The 15,981-nt window shown below is 36.6% G+C and carries 20 protein-coding genes; 6 read left to right on the forward strand and 14 right to left on the reverse strand.

What is annotated here, in order from left to right; all coding sequences use genetic code 11:
* Nucleotides 1–44: 44 nt before the first annotated feature.
* The 6 genes from RMA95_RS00080 to rplM form a co-directional block, all read right to left on the reverse strand.
* Nucleotides 45–404: a hypothetical protein gene (locus RMA95_RS00080; protein WP_045437845.1), complete on the reverse strand. Its 360-nt coding sequence runs from the start codon at nt 402–404 to the stop codon at nt 45–47.
* A 341-nt stretch (nt 405–745) separates the two neighbouring features.
* On the reverse strand, nt 746–1,402 hold the full coding sequence (locus RMA95_RS00085) for a hypothetical protein (RefSeq protein ID WP_311069263.1): 657 nt from the start codon (nt 1,400–1,402) through the stop codon (nt 746–748).
* A 17-nt stretch (nt 1,403–1,419) separates the two neighbouring features.
* The gene (locus RMA95_RS00090; RefSeq protein WP_311069264.1) at nt 1,420–1,848 is read right to left on the reverse strand and encodes a ClpXP protease specificity-enhancing factor; all 429 of its coding nucleotides are present in this window, start codon (nt 1,846–1,848) and stop codon (nt 1,420–1,422) included.
* Between the two features lie 6 nt (nt 1,849–1,854).
* Complete coding sequence (locus tag RMA95_RS00095) at nt 1,855–2,508, reverse strand: glutathione S-transferase N-terminal domain-containing protein (protein WP_311069265.1); 654 nt, start codon at nt 2,506–2,508, stop codon at nt 1,855–1,857.
* Nucleotides 2,509–2,678: 170 nt separating this feature from the next.
* Nucleotides 2,679–3,065 carry a 30S ribosomal protein S9 gene (gene rpsI, locus RMA95_RS00100; RefSeq protein WP_002048725.1) on the reverse strand — a complete coding sequence of 129 codons (387 nt, stop codon included), beginning with the start codon at nt 3,063–3,065 and terminating at the stop codon, nt 2,679–2,681.
* 12 nt (nt 3,066–3,077) lie between these two features.
* Nucleotides 3,078–3,506 carry a 50S ribosomal protein L13 gene (rplM, locus tag RMA95_RS00105; RefSeq protein WP_002048731.1) on the reverse strand — a complete coding sequence of 143 codons (429 nt, stop codon included), beginning with the start codon at nt 3,504–3,506 and terminating at the stop codon, nt 3,078–3,080.
* A gap of 226 nt (nt 3,507–3,732) precedes the next feature.
* Between rplM and RMA95_RS00110 the strand changes: the two genes are divergently transcribed.
* From RMA95_RS00110 to RMA95_RS00125, 4 genes are read left to right on the forward strand one after another with little or no spacing between them, the layout of a single operon-like run.
* Nucleotides 3,733–4,086: a hypothetical protein gene (locus RMA95_RS00110; RefSeq protein WP_263614617.1), complete on the forward strand. Its 354-nt coding sequence runs from the start codon at nt 3,733–3,735 to the stop codon at nt 4,084–4,086.
* A 12-nt stretch (nt 4,087–4,098) separates the two neighbouring features.
* On the forward strand, nt 4,099–5,070 hold the full coding sequence (pdxA, locus tag RMA95_RS00115; RefSeq protein ID WP_311069266.1) for a 4-hydroxythreonine-4-phosphate dehydrogenase PdxA: 972 nt from the start codon (nt 4,099–4,101) through the stop codon (nt 5,068–5,070).
* A 23-nt stretch (nt 5,071–5,093) separates the two neighbouring features.
* The gene (gene rsmA, locus RMA95_RS00120; RefSeq protein ID WP_004704118.1) at nt 5,094–5,906 is read left to right on the forward strand and encodes a 16S rRNA (adenine(1518)-N(6)/adenine(1519)-N(6))-dimethyltransferase RsmA; all 813 of its coding nucleotides are present in this window, start codon (nt 5,094–5,096) and stop codon (nt 5,904–5,906) included.
* Nucleotides 5,907–6,746: a symmetrical bis(5'-nucleosyl)-tetraphosphatase gene (locus tag RMA95_RS00125; protein ID WP_311069267.1), complete on the forward strand. Its 840-nt coding sequence runs from the start codon at nt 5,907–5,909 to the stop codon at nt 6,744–6,746.
* Between the two features lie 40 nt (nt 6,747–6,786).
* Here the strand turns inward: RMA95_RS00125 and RMA95_RS00130 are convergent, their stop codons facing one another.
* The 4 genes from RMA95_RS00130 to hflX all read right to left on the reverse strand — a co-directional run bounded on the left by RMA95_RS00130 (nt 6,787) and on the right by hflX (nt 9,747).
* Nucleotides 6,787–7,230 carry a DUF2147 domain-containing protein gene (locus RMA95_RS00130; RefSeq protein WP_004704121.1) on the reverse strand — a complete coding sequence of 148 codons (444 nt, stop codon included), beginning with the start codon at nt 7,228–7,230 and terminating at the stop codon, nt 6,787–6,789.
* 83 nt (nt 7,231–7,313) lie between these two features.
* Nucleotides 7,314–7,988 (reverse strand): LrgB family protein, encoded by a 675-nt coding sequence (locus RMA95_RS00135; protein ID WP_004704123.1) that lies wholly within the window; start codon nt 7,986–7,988, stop codon nt 7,314–7,316.
* Nucleotides 7,989–7,998: 10 nt separating this feature from the next.
* Complete coding sequence (locus RMA95_RS00140; protein ID WP_019456617.1) at nt 7,999–8,370, reverse strand: hypothetical protein; 372 nt, start codon at nt 8,368–8,370, stop codon at nt 7,999–8,001.
* A 42-nt stretch (nt 8,371–8,412) separates the two neighbouring features.
* Nucleotides 8,413–9,747 carry a ribosome rescue GTPase HflX gene (gene hflX, locus RMA95_RS00145; protein WP_311069268.1) on the reverse strand — a complete coding sequence of 445 codons (1,335 nt, stop codon included), beginning with the start codon at nt 9,745–9,747 and terminating at the stop codon, nt 8,413–8,415.
* A 203-nt stretch (nt 9,748–9,950) separates the two neighbouring features.
* Here hflX and RMA95_RS00150 point away from each other — a divergent pair, with 203 nt between their 5' ends.
* Nucleotides 9,951–10,760: a 1-acyl-sn-glycerol-3-phosphate acyltransferase gene (locus tag RMA95_RS00150; protein WP_077164332.1), complete on the forward strand. Its 810-nt coding sequence runs from the start codon at nt 9,951–9,953 to the stop codon at nt 10,758–10,760.
* Here RMA95_RS00150 and RMA95_RS00155 read toward each other — a convergent pair whose 3' ends face one another.
* Nucleotides 10,761–12,386 carry a phospholipase D family protein gene (locus tag RMA95_RS00155; protein ID WP_004704129.1) on the reverse strand — a complete coding sequence of 542 codons (1,626 nt, stop codon included), beginning with the start codon at nt 12,384–12,386 and terminating at the stop codon, nt 10,761–10,763.
* Between the two features lie 106 nt (nt 12,387–12,492).
* Here RMA95_RS00155 and RMA95_RS00160 point away from each other — a divergent pair, with 106 nt between their 5' ends.
* Entirely contained in the window at nt 12,493–13,503 is a 1,011-nt protein-coding gene (locus RMA95_RS00160; protein ID WP_004704131.1) for a metallophosphoesterase, read from the forward strand.
* 45 nt (nt 13,504–13,548) lie between these two features.
* Here RMA95_RS00160 and RMA95_RS00165 read toward each other — a convergent pair whose 3' ends face one another.
* From RMA95_RS00165 to RMA95_RS00175, 3 genes are read right to left on the reverse strand one after another with little or no spacing between them, the layout of a single operon-like run.
* Nucleotides 13,549–14,028, reverse strand: coding sequence for an OmpA family protein (locus RMA95_RS00165; protein ID WP_019456620.1), 480 nt, complete (start codon nt 14,026–14,028; stop codon nt 13,549–13,551).
* Nucleotides 14,029–14,042: 14 nt separating this feature from the next.
* Entirely contained in the window at nt 14,043–15,266 is a 1,224-nt protein-coding gene (locus RMA95_RS00170; protein ID WP_004704135.1) for a diguanylate cyclase domain-containing protein, read from the reverse strand.
* A gap of 5 nt (nt 15,267–15,271) precedes the next feature.
* On the reverse strand, nt 15,272–15,775 hold the full coding sequence (locus RMA95_RS00175; protein ID WP_004704137.1) for a YfiR family protein: 504 nt from the start codon (nt 15,773–15,775) through the stop codon (nt 15,272–15,274).
* Nucleotides 15,776–15,981: the final 206 nt, after the last annotated feature.

A 15,981-nucleotide genomic window follows, 5' to 3' on the forward strand; every position in this document is an offset into this window, starting at 1 on the left:
TTATGTGCTCTTCATAATTAAATAAAGAGCACACAGTAAATCAATTAGCTAAAGTCGAGCTCTTTTTCAAATGATTTCAACTCATGACGAGCCATGGCTAAATTCGATTTGGTACGATCAAGCACTAAATAAAGGAATAAATTGTTATTACTTTCTAAAGGACGAATTAAGTGGTAAGCCTTACCTAGTGTAATTAAAATATCCTCAATATTATCATTTAATTTCAAAGCATTAGCGATATTTCGTTTTGCTCGGATGACTTCCGTGTTTCCAGCTGCTGCTAGTTCTAAATCAATTTCCCCACCGCCTTGTGTAGCAAGTGATAATCCACTTTCAGAATCAACAAGTGCAGATGCAATAAAACCATCAATTTCCGTTAAGCTATCTAAAGAAAGTTTAGCCATTTTTTATCTCTCAGGATTATAAAATTATATTTACTACTTTTTATTTAAAAGTAGTTAAAAATCATTATATTTCTGCTCAATTTGAAGTCAATCAAGAAAGAAAAGATTGAAATTGATGTTTAAGGAAATAAGTGACCAAAAATGTCATATTATAAAAAATATAATAAGATTATTTATGCATTATACTTTTAATAGTGTGCTCATGTTTGCATTATATATTTTTCATTTTAAATTTAATAATTGTAATAGAATGTTAAAACAATATTTGTTAATAAATTATGTTTATTTAAATAGAAAAAAGAGGAGCTATGAGTTCCTCTTTTTAAATATTTATAATTAAATTAAACAAGATGCGTATAAAAACAATAGAGGTAGCCCAAAATTGCTAAAGCTACAAGAGGTGCGATAACTTTCGACCATGCAGGAATAAAAGTTTCGATAGATTGTTCTTCAGCATGTAAATCTTCATGATGAGGTTGAGCTTGATGAACCATTTGATTGAACTCCTTCATTGTTGCGTCCAATGATAGCTCTTCTTGTTCAACAGGTTTAGAACCAATTAACTCTGTTAGATGGTTTGTTGACCAAACCCAATCATCAGCCTGACCTGATAGATGTTCCACTTGTCCTAAAATTAATTCTTTTAAGCCATTTTGTCCGAAGCCACCAGTTTCATCAAGTTGATTAAGCTCAATTAGCTGTAAGGCCAAAATTTCTGAAATACTCTGTTCAAGTTCAGCATTCTTTAAAATCGACTCATTGTGCTTAGAAGTCGTTAAATGGCGTGCTACTTCTTGAATATATAATGGATCGGCAGTTTTGATTTCATTATAAATTTTATTGTCATCTTGACGCCATAAGCTGATTAACTTTCCAAGTGTGAGCACATTCACTTCATCAATCAGCTTATTTTTTTCATGGGCTGGGTATTGATTTAAAAGCTGAGGCTTTTGAATTTTTATTTGCTCAGCAAAGTATTGGACTAAATCAAATGCCATACTTTATTCCTCTAAAATTAATCTAAAATTCTTAATGTTGGCTTTTTCTTGGTTGGTTCAGTTGTGTCTTGTGTTTCAGGTTCTAGTGTATCTTCTACAGGCGCTACATTGGCATATTCTTCTGGGTCAAAGAATAAACCTTGTCCATTCTCGCGTGCATATATACCCAAAACAGCTTGGATTGGGACGTAAATATCTTTTGAAACGCCACCAAAACGTGCTGAGAAAGTGATTGCATCATTGCTAATAAGTAGTTGATGTACAGCATGCGGCACAATGTTTAAAACAATTTGGCCATCTTTGACAAATTGTTGTGGCACATCCGTGTGTGGCTGTGTTGCATCAACAAGTAAATAAGGTGTGAGTTGGTTGTCGCAAATCCATTCATAGATTGCACGAGCAAGATAAGGACGTGTAGGGGTTAACTCAATAGTTTGCTCAGACATATCACACTATTCCATATTTAATTGTTCATTGTAACGGGTTTTCTCTTGGGGCGTCATTGATTTAACAAAAGAAGGACGGCTAAAGATACGTTTACAGTACAAAAATATAGGCCGACACTGCTGCTTTGGTAAATCAATTCCCATGCTATTAAGCCTTACAAAAATTGGGGCGAGCATACAATCCAAAATTGAAAAATTTTCAGACATAAAATAAGGGAAATGCTGAAATAGGGGGGTAAGAGAAACTAAGGTATCACGTAATTCTTTTTGCGCTTTTTGTTTTTGTTCTACATTTAAAGTATCTGCATGTTTGAGCATATGATCGGCCAATTTAAACCAATCATTTTCAAGACGCCAAATGTATTGCCGTTGTTCAGCACGTGCCATAGGAGCATCAGCGTAAAGCTTGCCTTGACGATATCGGTCATCAAGATATTCAGCAATAATCGGTGCTGAAAATAATTTCAGGTTTTGCTCAAGTAGCATTGGCAATTGGTTATAAGGGTTTAGACTGGCTAAATCCTCATCTTCGTGATCTGTTACGATCAATTGATATTTAATTTGCTTTTCTGCCAATAAAAAACGGATCCAGTGAGAACGGAAATCATCAGCATGGCTGTAAAGGGTAATTCCCTGAATTGAAGTGTTTTCGACCGACATATCACAAGGTATGGTTGTGTGAATCGGTTAGAATACTAAAAATACGAGTGGAAATCACGGTGGCAAAGATAGAGTTTCATATATTTATCTGTTTCACTCATGCTTAAAATGAATAAGCAATAAAAAAGCCTTGGAATAACCAAGGCTTTTTGTCCGATTCGGTAAACGAATTAACGTTTAGAGAATTGAGGACGTTTACGAGCTTTACGTAAACCAAGTTTCTTACGTTCAACTTCACGAGCATCACGAGTAACGAAACCAGCTTGACGTAGAACAGGTTTTAAAGTTTCGTCAGCAGCGATAAGCGCACGAGTAATACCGTGACGGATAGCGCCAGCTTGACCACCGATACCACCACCTTTAACAGTGATGTAAAGGTCAAACTTTTCAGTAACTTCTAAAAGTTCTAAAGGTTGACGAACAACCATACGAGCAGTTTCACGACCGAAATATTGCTCTAAAGTACGGTTGTTAATAACGAGTTTACCTGTACCAGCTGACAAGAAAACACGTGCAGTTGCGGTCTTACGGCGACCTGTACCATAATTAGTAGCCATGTGCTGTATCCCTTAGATGTCCAAAACTTGTGGCTGTTGAGCAGCATGAGGATGCTCAGTACCAGCGTACACTTTCATTTTTTTGATCATTGCATAACCAAGAGGACCTTTTGGTAACATGCCTTTAACCGCTTTTTCAAGAACAGCTTCAGGTTTGTGAGCAATTAACTTCTCGAAGTTAGTCTCACGGATACCACCAGGGAAACCAGTATGGCGATAATATTTCTTATCAAGTGATTTATTACCAGTCACTTGAATTTGTTCAGCATTAATCACAACGATGTAATCGCCAGTGTCAACGTGAGGAGTATAAGAAGTTTTATGCTTACCGCGTAAACGACGAGCGATTTCAGTCGCAAGGCGACCTAAAGTTTTGCCAGAAGCATCAACAACATACCAGTCATGTTGAACTTCAGCTGGCTTAGCGCTGAGAGTTTTCATTAAACCACTACCTATTATAGTTGGTTTGGACTATGGAATCTGTCCAAACAAAAGGAGCCGAAATTCTAAACGAGATCACCTAAAATCACAAGAATAATTTGATGTAAGTTTTCTTGTTCAATAAGCGGTCTATATTTTTAATGGGGTGATTTAATTTAAAATTAAAAACCACGTTTTTCTGATGTGCTATGTTGAAACTGACCTGAAAAAAAGGGGGAGAAAGGATGTGTCCAAAATTATACAATTTTTTATAGGATGGATGGCAATATTACTTTGCTTGCATCTTATTCTTTTCAATGGATTTTGTCTTTATTATGGTTTTAGTGGTTTGGTTGGTGTGGCTTTGATTAGTCTTTATATGCATGCTACTCCATTACCTTATCTATTATATCTATTGGGGGGAATAGGATTTTGCTTTATTAAGCAAGAAAATTCATTGCGAATCAATTGGCTGTGGGGTAAATGGTTAATGATTGTGACATTATTGAGTTTAATAGCCATAATTGTATCTGAAATTGCTCATACTTTTGGTTGGTTAGAGGCTAGATTCAGTCTCAATCATCGAATCCATAATATATAAATTGAGTTGAATATGAGTCATCCCTTATATATCACTTCCGGTGAGCCTGCCGGTATTGGTCCAGATATTTGTTTAAGTCTGGCGGAACGCGTTGATAAGCGTCCGGTTGTTATTTTGGCTGACCGAAATTTATTGCAACAACGTGCTCAAAAGCTTGGCTTGGATATCAAGTTTTTAGAGTATACAGGGCAAACTGAATCATGTTTGCAAGGCGAGCTTTATATAGAGCACGTAGCATTAAAAACAGAAGTCATCGATGGTCAATTAAACCCAGCTAATGCAGCTTATGTATTAGAGCAACTACGTCGTTCAGCTGATTATGCAATGTCTGGTAAAAGTGTAGGGGTAGCCACTGCGCCCGTGCAAAAATCGGTCATTAATGATGCAGGTATTCTGTTTAGTGGTCATACTGAATATTACCAAGAGTTCGCAGGTGTAGAACGCGTTGTCATGATGCTGGCAACTAAAACTTTGCGGGTTGCTTTAGCGACTACACATTTACCTTTAAGATATGTAGCAGATGCAATTACCAAACAACGCTTGCATCAAGTGATAGACATCTTGCTTCATGACTTAAAAACGAAGTTTAAAATTACCGATCCAAGGATTTTGGTGTGTGGCTTAAATCCTCATGCGGGTGAAGATGGTTACTTAGGCCGTGAAGAGATTGATACTATTAATCCGGTACTCGAGAGTTATCGATCTCAAGGCATTAAAATCAGTTTAAGTATGCCAGCAGACACTTTATTTACTCCTGAACATCTTAAAAATGCTGATGCTGTTCTTGCCATGTACCATGATCAAGGCTTACCTGTGCTAAAATCACAAGGTTTTGGTGAAGCAATTAATATCACATTGGGCTTACCGTTTATTCGTACTTCGGTCGATCATGGTACTGCTCTGTCTTTAGCTGGGACAGGTTTGGCAAAAAGCTCAAGTTTAAATGTCGCTGTCGATTTAGCTTTATCGTTGGCAGCGAGTTAAATTTTTCATGTTGGAAATGTTCTATGTATCAAATTAATGCCCTAAACCCGAAAGATGAAGGGCATAAAGCTCGTAAACGTTTTGGTCAAAACTTCTTACATGATCAGCGAGTCATTGCCAAAATTGTACGCTCTGTCAATCCGCGTACAGGCGATAATATTGTTGAAATTGGTCCGGGCTTGGCTGCATTAACTTCTCCTTTAATTGGAGAGTGTGATGCTTTAACAGTTGTTGAGTTAGACCGTGACTTAGCAGCGGGTTTGCCAGAGCGTGTTCCACATCCAGAACGTTTAACTATTGTAGAAGCTGATGCATTAAAATATGACTTTAGTGAACTCGTAAAAGATGGTCGACCATTACGTGTAGTAGGCAATTTACCTTATAACATTTCAACACCACTACTTTTTCATCTCTTGGAATTTGGTAGCAAAGTCAAAGATATGCACTTTATGCTGCAAAAAGAGGTTGTTGATCGTATTACTGCTGAACCAAATACAAAAGAATATGGTCGTTTATCGGTAATGATTCAATATTATTGCCAGCCTACATTTTTATTTGAAGTTCCTGCAGGCGCATTTAATCCACCGCCAAAAGTAACGAGTGCAGTATTTCGTTTAGTTCCTTATGAACAAAAACCGATTGTCGCAAAAGATGAGAAAGCTTTAGCTCGTTTGGTTGCACACGTGTTTACACAGCGCCGTAAAACCCTAAGAAACAGCCTTAAAGGTATGTTGGCAGAAGATGGCTTTGAGAAAGCAGGCGTTGACCCAATGGCTCGTCCAGAAACTCTGACACTTGCTGAGTTTGTCGCTTTGGCAGATCAAATGGTGGCATAAATGACCAAGCGCTATAACTATATTATTGGAGATGTTCAAGGTTGTTTTGAAGCACTCAAAGCATTGCTGAAGGAAATACGTTTTGATCCTGACCAAGATTTTATTTGGTTCGCTGGTGATTTAGTTGCACGTGGAGAAAATTCTGTAGGTGCACTTCGTTTTATTAAAAAACTAGCCGATCGTGGCGCAGCTGCAACCGTCTTAGGTAATCATGATTTAACACTGGTTGCTGGTGCTCGTGGTCTTAAAGAAATTAAAGAGAAAGATCGTACACAGGATGTTATTGACGCTGTGGATGGTGATGAACTCATCGACTGGTTACGTAAACAGCCATTATGTTTATTTCCAAATGAACAAACTGTGCTAACACATGCTGGTATACCTTGTATTTGGGATGCAAAAAAAACGGCTACTTTAGCAAAAGAAGTTGAAGCTGTATTAGCACATGATGATCTATCTGTATTAGATGCTTTTTTAGCTGAAATGTATGGTTCAAAACCAGATCTTTGGACAGATGACTTAACTGGTAATGCCCGTCTACGCTGTATTACCAATTATTTAACACGCATGCGTTTAACTAATGCTGAAGGTAGATTGGAATTTAGTTTTAAAGATACTTTAGATGCACCTATGCCAGAAGGTTATTTACCTTGGTTTGAATTTCCAAGTAAAGCTGCACAAACACATCAAGTATTCTTTGGTCATTGGGCTGCTCTAGAAGGCAGAACAATCAGTGAACATATTCAGAACGTAGATGGTGGCTGTGTGTGGGGTAAAAACTTAATTGCTTATCGTCTTGAAGACCAGCAAAGTTTTTCAGTAGTTAATCCTGTCATGTAATAAAAAAAGCCGCATAAGCGGCTTTTTTCTTTTTTAAGATTTATTCTAGGCGAATCCAGATTTGATTGCGGCCTAAAGCTGAAACTCCAAGATAACCACGCATGTGTAGACGGTTACCATTTGCACTGAGTTTGGCTTTTAATCCGTAAACTTTGCCAGTATTTGGATCTAGAATTTTACCACCAGTGTAGGTTGTACTATCCACTTGTTTTAAACCAGTCGCGATATCTAAACCTACAATATGCTTATTGGTATAAGGCGCTGGGCAGTTATCACAAATTTCTTTTGGTGTATAACCCGGACGCGGTGTAATTTTTACAACTTTTCCTGAATAAGTACCATTTGCCTCTTTTCGTATTTCTACATGAGCCTTAGGCGTACCAGTTTTATCGTCAATCGTTTGCCACATACCAGTAATATCAGCCGCAAAAGTAGCTGAATTTATCCCCAATAAGAGCAACGCTCCAACAAAAAATTTCCCCATAATCAAAAATCCTTTTAGATTTGAAAAGATCATCTTATTTCTAATTGATCACTGGTTCAATGTTTATTTGAACTACTTTTTGATCAGGAAATTCCTACAGATAACATGAAAGTCGGTAGCCATATGGCGGTAAATACACCATTTAAAGCCATACCAAAAGCGGCATAACGACCCGCAACAGGGCCACGTTGCCAAGCTTGAGCTGTTCCAATAGCATGTGCGGCTAAACCTAGAGCTAAACCTGATGCTCTTTCATCATGAATATGCTTAAGTAAAAATGGTGAAAATGCTGCACCAATAACTCCTGATAAAATCACAATTAATGTGACTAATGTTTCAGGGGCATGTAATAAAGTTGCTATGTTTAAAGCAATAGGTGTAGTTACAGCGCGTGTAGCAAATGCCAGAATAGTAGGCTCAGACATATGCAACAAATAAGCGAGTCCCATTGGTAAGGCAACGGCGCTAATACTTGCAAAACATAAGATTCCAATAACCGATTTAAGAGGTAAATCGTCATATCGCATTGCAGCCAAAGGTATCGCTAAAGCAACGGTGACATACCCTAATAGGTGGCTGAATAAATCGTTTACGTAAAGTCGGTATTCTTCATAAGGAACTTTCAAGATTGATAATAAACCAATCACAATGAACATACCGAAAACTAAGAGAGGGACTTGAGGGAAACGGCGGTTTAAAGGTTTTGCACAAAGGTAGCCAACTAGAGTGATCAAAAATCCATATAAAATCATAAACATTTTATTCTCCTTATAACCAGTGTTTGGCCATTTTTGCATAGACCCACAGCGGGATAAGGGTGCTCACCACTAGTACAAAGAGAAATAAAGGAATTTCTTTGCCCATATGCACCAGCATAATTAATGATCCTGCACAAATGGGTAAAAAAGCAAAACCACTTTCTTTCATGATTTTATTATTGGTGTCGACTAGTCTTAAAGGAATTTTCTTAAACTTGCGCCAAACGAGCAAAATGATGAGTAAACTAATTAAACCGACTAAGTTTCCTAATTCTGGATGACCAAAAGTACGCATAACGACGACTGAGCCTTCACGAAAGCCGATAATAAGTAGAAAAGTTCCTACCCATGCTGCCCAATCTATACTTTTGATCTTATCCATATTTTTTATCTCTAAAAGTTTACTTATCAAGTTTTAACTGATCTAGTTCTTGATTTCAAACTCTTCCAGTGGTCGTTTAAACTGACTCGCTCGTTCACCTAATATCTCATCTATAGGTAATTTGGCTTGGCGAATTAATTGCTCGAGCTTATGAGGTGCAATTCGTATATCAATATGTAATAGACCTTCATCATCATAATGTTCAGATTCGATAACGTTTAAAGCATAAAGCTGGGTACGCAATTTGCCATAAGCAGGTTTAAGTATTAATGAGAATTGTTGAAGTTGGCCCATTAAGCATTCTTGAACAGCTTGACGTAGTAAATCTAGACCTAAACCTGAATGTGCAGATACATAAACGCGATCAGGAACATGAGGCTCTGAATAAACAATTTTGGCCTCTTCACCACTTAAATCGATCTTGTTGTAAACACGAAGGACAGGGGCATCTGCGCCAATTTCTTTTAACACACCTTCAACAGCTTCAATCTGATCCAGCATTTCATGGCTACTGCTATCAATTACATGTAAGAGTAGTGTTGCCTCAAGCGTTTCTTCTAAAGTTGCCTTGAAAGACTCAACTAAATCATGTTGTAGGTTTCGCACAAAACCGACAGTATCTGCGAGCACAACAGTACCAATACCATCCCATTCTAAACGACGTAAGGTTGGATCAAGTGTTGCAAACAGTTGGTCGGCTGCATATACATCACTTTTCGCTAAAATATTAAATAAAGTAGATTTACCAGCGTTGGTATAACCCACTAAAGATACGGTTGGAATTGAGGCTTTTTGTCTGGCTGCTCGTCCTTGTATACGAGTTTGATGGACTTTCTCTAACTTGTCTTTTAACTGCGTAATACGCACACGAATGAGACGACGGTCTGTTTCGAGTTGTGTTTCACCAGGACCACGTAAGCCAATACCACCTTTTTGTTGTTCAAAGTCAGCAGACCAACCACGAATCAGGCGAGTTGATAAATGTTTAAGCTGAGCAAGTTCGACTTGTAATTTACCTTCATGGGTGCGGGCACGTAGGGCAAAAATATCCAAAATTAAACCAGTACGGTCAATGACCCGACATTTTAATATTCTTTCTAAATTTCGTTCTTGAGCGGGTGATAATGCATGATCAAAAATAACCAGCCCAGCCTCTAATTCTTGAACTTTCTCGGCTATTTCATCGACTTTACCTGAACCAATAAAAAATTTAGGATTTGGCCTATTACGTTGTACTTTAACGTGCTCAAGAATATCCGCACCAGCAGACTGTGCAAGTAGAGCAAACTCTTCGGCATCCAGATCATCTAATAATTGTACAGACACACTCACCAATATTGTGCGCTCACCGCCTTGATGCCGATCAACAAATTCCACGTGGCTATAAATCCTGAAAAGGGTAAAACTTTATTCTAGAGGAAACTTGAGTAAAAGGGGAAAGGGTTTACTCTTATCCTTTAGATTATCTACATGCATTTTATTTTTTATTTGCTTCTATCGCATAGCGATGCAAGTTAATTGCGAAACGTATAGAATGGCTCGAGATAGGTATAACAATGATTGATCGTTAGTGAAATTTTATGGCTCAAACGCAAAGTATATTAAATTCAACGTTAAAGAAATTTTCTAAAATAGGCTTGTACGGAAAGAAAGTTACTTCAGCAACTGCGGCAATCAGTGAAGGTTTTTATTTAGTTTATCGTCATGGACTCTATAAGGATCCAAATAATCCTGTTAATACACGATACGTCCAATATTTTTGTCGTCGTTTATGCAAAGTCTTTAACCTCGATGTTCAAGTGCATGGAACGATTCCTAGAGAGCCAGCTTTATGGGTAAGCAATCATATTTCTTGGCTTGATATTGCTGTTTTAGGTTCGGGTGCGCGCGTATTCTTTTTGGCTAAAGCTGAAATAGAAAATTGGCCTATTTTGGGTAACTTGGCAAAGGGTGGCGGTACTTTATTTATTAAGCGTGGCTCTGGTGACTCTATTAGAATTCGAGAGCAAATTGCTGAATTCTTAAAACAAAATATTCCAGTATTATTTTTCCCTGAAGCGACTACTACAGATGGACATTCTGTTAAAAAAATACATGGTCGTTTACTCGGGGCTGCTATTGAAGCCAAGCGTCCAGTACAGGTGTGCTTAATTTGCTATGTAAACCGTCATGGTGAATTAGATAATGTTGCACCATTTATTGGTGATATGTCATTTGTTGAACATATTCAGCATGTGCTAGAAATGCCGAAAGTAACAGCTCATTTACTGACCTTGCCTCCTATCTCGGTCGAAGGGCACGATGTAAAAAGTCTGACTCAAGAAGTCCAACAAAAAATGGTAGAAGGTTTGGCTCAATTACATCAAAAAGTACTTAAGCCAAAAAGTTAATTACATAAACCCTTCGAGAGGTAGCCATGAAAGAAACTTCATGCCTGCCTTTTGCCACCATTTCATTTCTGGTTCTTTTTTATAAATAACAGGCCCTTTAGAGGTTTCTTGTTGCCAATAAATATTGTTATTTGGGTCGAGCTTTAATTTATAAGCATATTTATTTAAGTTTTCATCCATCGTATGGTGAATTGTTTTTGCTAGTGATGGGCTATCTAAAATTACACCAATTTCAGTATTTAAATAAGCAGAACGTGGATCAAAATTGAATGATCCAATAAAAACCTGTTCATCTAAAGCCATGAGTTTGGTATGTAAGCTTGAACGACTTAAGCCTTTCATGTTTACTTTTGCTTTAGTTGCCAACTCTTCCGTATTTTTATTTAAATTACGTTTATCTGGGGCTGGTAAAAACTCATAAAGTTGTACGCCGTTTTTCAAAAGTTCTTTTCGATATCTACCATAAAAAGCATGGACTACAGCAACGTCATTTGCCTTAAATGAGTTTGTCAAAACTCGAACTTCTACACCTTCTTTCGCAAGCGTACTCAAAATTTTAGCGCCCTGCTTTTCAGGAATAAAATAAGCAGAAATCAAATCAACATTACTTTCGGGTTTTTCCAAATGGTTAATCAATTGGAAATTTAAATGCTCTTCTTTTTTTGCTTTTGACTTAATTTTATCAGGGGAGTCTTTTACGACCTCTGCCTTAACCCAGTCAAATTGAATGTTATGGTCTAGCCATTTATCAAAAGCATGTGACTTAGAAGTTAAGTTAAGGAAGTTTTGAACAGTTGCCTGTTGATAATGAGCATCGAGTTGTTCTTTTAAACTTTCATAGCGTAAACGGTGTTGTTGAGCACTAACAATGCTCTGGACCGAATAGGCATATTCATGATTCCAGTAATCATCAAAAGAATTTACGATGTCATCAACAGCAGCACCGACTAACATGACATCAACATCAGAAAATTGGTAATTATCACTGACGTTATAATACTGATTTGTCATATTACGCCCACCGATGAGCGCTACCTGATTATCAGCAATAAAGCTCTTATTATGCATACGACGATTGATACGCTTTAAGTCTAAAATCATATCCATCGCGCGGTATTCGCGAAAACGGTAAGGGTTAAATAATTTAACTTCAATATTTTTATGCTGAGAAAGGGCCAGTAAAACCCCTTCCATTTTTTTAGCGTTATTATCATCAATCAATAAACGTACTTTAACGCCACGATCTGCAGCACGAATAATCGCATGTAAAGCTAAAGCGCCGACCTTGTCATTATCCCAAATATAATATTGTAAATCTAAAGTCTTTTCGGCTTTATCAATCAACCTTAAACGAGCCGCAAGTGCTTCTAACGGATCATTTAACAGATGATAACCCGTTAAATTCGGATTTTGTTCCCGCAAAGGTGTAATAATTTTTGCAAGTGAAGTTTGAGATGTATCGATATCTCGTGCATATTCAATCGGTTCTGCACGATGTTTGGGTAAAGTGCTACAACCTGTCAAAGTCACAGCAAAACTTGAACAGACAACTAAAGAAGCTTTGATCAAAAAGCCTTTAGCCTGTTGATGAGTTTGAAGCTGTTTGGAATGAAAGGATTGTGCCATAATCAATACATACGATAAGGTGAGCTAGAGTATAATTCGTGCATATTGAAAGATAAATATTGAATTTGATTACTAGCAATCAATATAAGATAAGTCGAGAATCGTAATGTGGAATCCAAATTCAATCATCTTTTGTTTTTACTTTATTTTTTCAATACTTGCCTTGTGGGGCATTGTCGAAGCTTGGATTCATCAATCACGTACAGAAACAATTCATCCATTTAAAGCTTTTGTTCACCTACTTACTTTTTATCTATCTTATCTTCTTATTCCACTTTGGTTCTTTAACTTATATGCAGGTTGGATTGGGTATTACTCAATTCATCAAACCATTTTTATCTTTTTATTAAGCGGTATCCTCATTTATGCACGTTTTATAGAACCGCATATGGTACGTGTTGATGTTCATCAATATCGTTTGAATCCGGATCGCCGTTTTAATAAGCCTGTAAAAGTTGCTTTAATTGCTGATTTACATATAGGTTTATTTTCTGGTCACGAACGTCAACTCAAAATCATTGTGAAAAAACTCAATGAACAACAGCCAGATTTAGTTGTTGTGTCAGGCGACTGGACCTATGAACCAGAAGACAAACTAGTACAAGAACTGGCTGTACTCAAAGATATTCAAGCCCCAGTTTATTCAGTTCCTGGAAATCATGATGAACAATATCCAGGACCACCTATCCAACAATTATTAAAAGATGCACTTCACTACAATGAAGTTATGGATATTGAAGGTAAAATTGTTGAGTTTGACGAATTTCGTTTAATTGGTATTGGTGATCTATGGGCGGGAAAAACCGATATGCGTTCAATGCCAAACTTACCACAAGATAAACCGTGGCTAATCCTCTCTCATAATCCAGATACAGTAGATATGGTTCCCAAATTACCTAATCGACCTTTGATGTTATCAGGGCATACTCACGGAGGACAGGTCGAGCTTCCTTGGGTAACTAACTACATTATGAAAAAAGTATCAATTTTAGGTCACAAACGTGGTTTTTATTCACACGAACATGCTGATGTATTTGTTACCGTAGGAACAGGTATGGTTGGCATACCTTTAAGATTTCGTGTACCACCGACTATTGATATTATTGAACTTGTATAAAATAAAAAGCCAATCACGAAGATTGGCTTTTTTTAAATAAGAAAATTAAGGAATAATGACGATTGCAACACGACGATTGATTGCCCGATTTTCATTGGTTGTGTTTGGTACATATGGTTGAGTTGAACCACGTCCAATAACATAAATATTTTCCTTTTTAAAACCACGAGTCAAGAAAAGGTTAGCAACACTTTGTGCACGCTCTTCAGATAACTTCTGGTTGTATTCAGGATTACCTACATCGTCAGTATGACCAACAATTTTTAACTTATTCAAATCATATTTATTTAATTGATTTGCTAAGCGTACAAGTTCTGCTTCATGGCTTTGTTTCAACGTTGCATCATTAAAATCAAATAATAAACGTTCTGGTAAACCTAGAGTCCAGCCTTCGTTAGTTAGAACAAAACCCTCTTTCTTTAGCATTTTTACTTGACGATATTTCAAAGGGCCAAAACTCAAGCAGCCTGCAAGAGTAATGCACAGCAATGCAATAAACGAGAGTTTTAAAGATCTTGTATTCATAGATTAGCCTAAATTTAATTCTCTGGTTTATAAATAAACCAATGTTGCTCAGAAGTCTTAGCCTTATACATCGCCTGATCGGCTTGCATAATAAAATCTTCTGGACTAGACGCAAATTGGGATAAAGCAATCCCCACACTAAAACTGAAATAAATCGTTTGATCATTTAGATGCAAAGGTTCTTTACAGCTTTCGAGTAAATTTTCAGCAATAGATATTAAATGATCAGCATGACTAATGGAATGCAAAATGACCGCAAATTCGTCGCCGCCTAGACGAGCAATAAAATCTTGATGCCGTAAACGAGTCTGTAATCTTTTGGCCATCTCTTTTAAGACTTCATCACCAGCTAAATGTCCGAACTGGTCATTAATTGCCTTAAAGTTATTATTATCTATAAATAATAGAGCAGATTTGTTGTCAAAATCCTTATCTTCAAACATATCTAACAATATTTGATAAAAATAATGTCTGTTTGGTAGTAACGTGAGTTGGTCGTGATGAGCTTGAAAAGATAGTTTTCGATTTTCCTTTTGTAACTGATTATCCCAAATTTGAATTTCTTCAAGTAACTGATTAAAAACAGTATTTAAATCTTGAAACTCTTTAATACGGTTATATGGAAAGCGAAGATTATAAGCTTTCTGTTCACTTACGATTTGAGCAATATTGGTAAGAGGATAAATCGCCTGCATAATTTGACGATAAGTTAAATTCACTGACCACCATAGTGCACAAACAATAAATAACATCGCGATCGCTAGACCGACCATAATCATCTTTAAAAATTGCAATATTTTTTCAGAGCTACCAAAAAGCGTTAGCTCGCCAACATTCTGTTGGTGATGATAAATCGTTAAATGTACAGGCTCATTTAAGAACCAATGATTAAACCATCCTTCCAAAACAGAAGTTTGACTAGATAACTTAAAACTTTGTGCAATTAAATGATGTTCAGAATCATAAATATGAATAGCTCGAATAGAATGATCATTCGTATATTCATTTAAGATCTGTTCTATTGTGATCTTGTCATTAAACACTACAGCAGGTTGAATACGCTCAAGAAGCGTATGACTAAGTAATTGCAAATTCTGCTTTGCATAAGTTTCCATAGTAAAAACGGAAATAGATACAAAGGTAAAAGAACAAATAAAAAAAGTAATCGCAAAAATCGTAAATTGAGACTTCCTAAAAAGAGCATGTAGAGAAGTGGACTGATACAACTTAGATATCATGGCCCTTACTCCGCATTCTTAGCCAAGAGTAATACCCTTGGATCAATATGGACCTTGGAATGGCTTAATGCATCTAAGTTAACTTTAAAAGTGGTGTAATTATTTTGATCATATAAACAAAAGATACTACCAACTTCACATTCTGGATTATTAATACTTAAAGAAAGCAAAGAACGATATGGATAATTCTGAATTAAATTTTGTTGTTGTTGAGGGGAAGTTGTAGAAAAGTAAACAGCTTGGCAATGTGACTTGGGGAAATCTTTAACATTAACTGTTTGTACACGATAATTATAAGATAATTGTTGAATATAAGACTGAAAAGTAGAAGTAATTGAAGCATTATCAATTACACAAAGAGTAGGGGTGCTTACATTCTCCCATTTGCTATAACTTAAAATAGATAAAGTCAGCACATAGAAGTTATGTTTTGAATTGGCATACGCAGGCCCACTCGTAGCAAGCACTACAAGTATGCAGAATAATACTTTCTTAGCGGAATGCCACATGGTGAGTTAATGCCACATCAATTGCATGAATAATCTATTCTACATGAAGTTGATTAACTAAAAAAAGTTTAATATCTCATCTAATTTTCACTAAAAAGCCTAAAAATTGATCTGTTGAATAATAAAATATGAGAAAGGTATTGCAAAGGGATCTTAATCCTCTATAATGCACATCCATCGGCGGTGATGCAGATAGAAACTTGTTG

The sequence above is a fragment of the Acinetobacter sp. V110_1 genome, from assembly GCF_031798975.1.
Lineage (GTDB): Bacteria > Pseudomonadota > Gammaproteobacteria > Pseudomonadales > Moraxellaceae > Acinetobacter > Acinetobacter nosocomialis_A.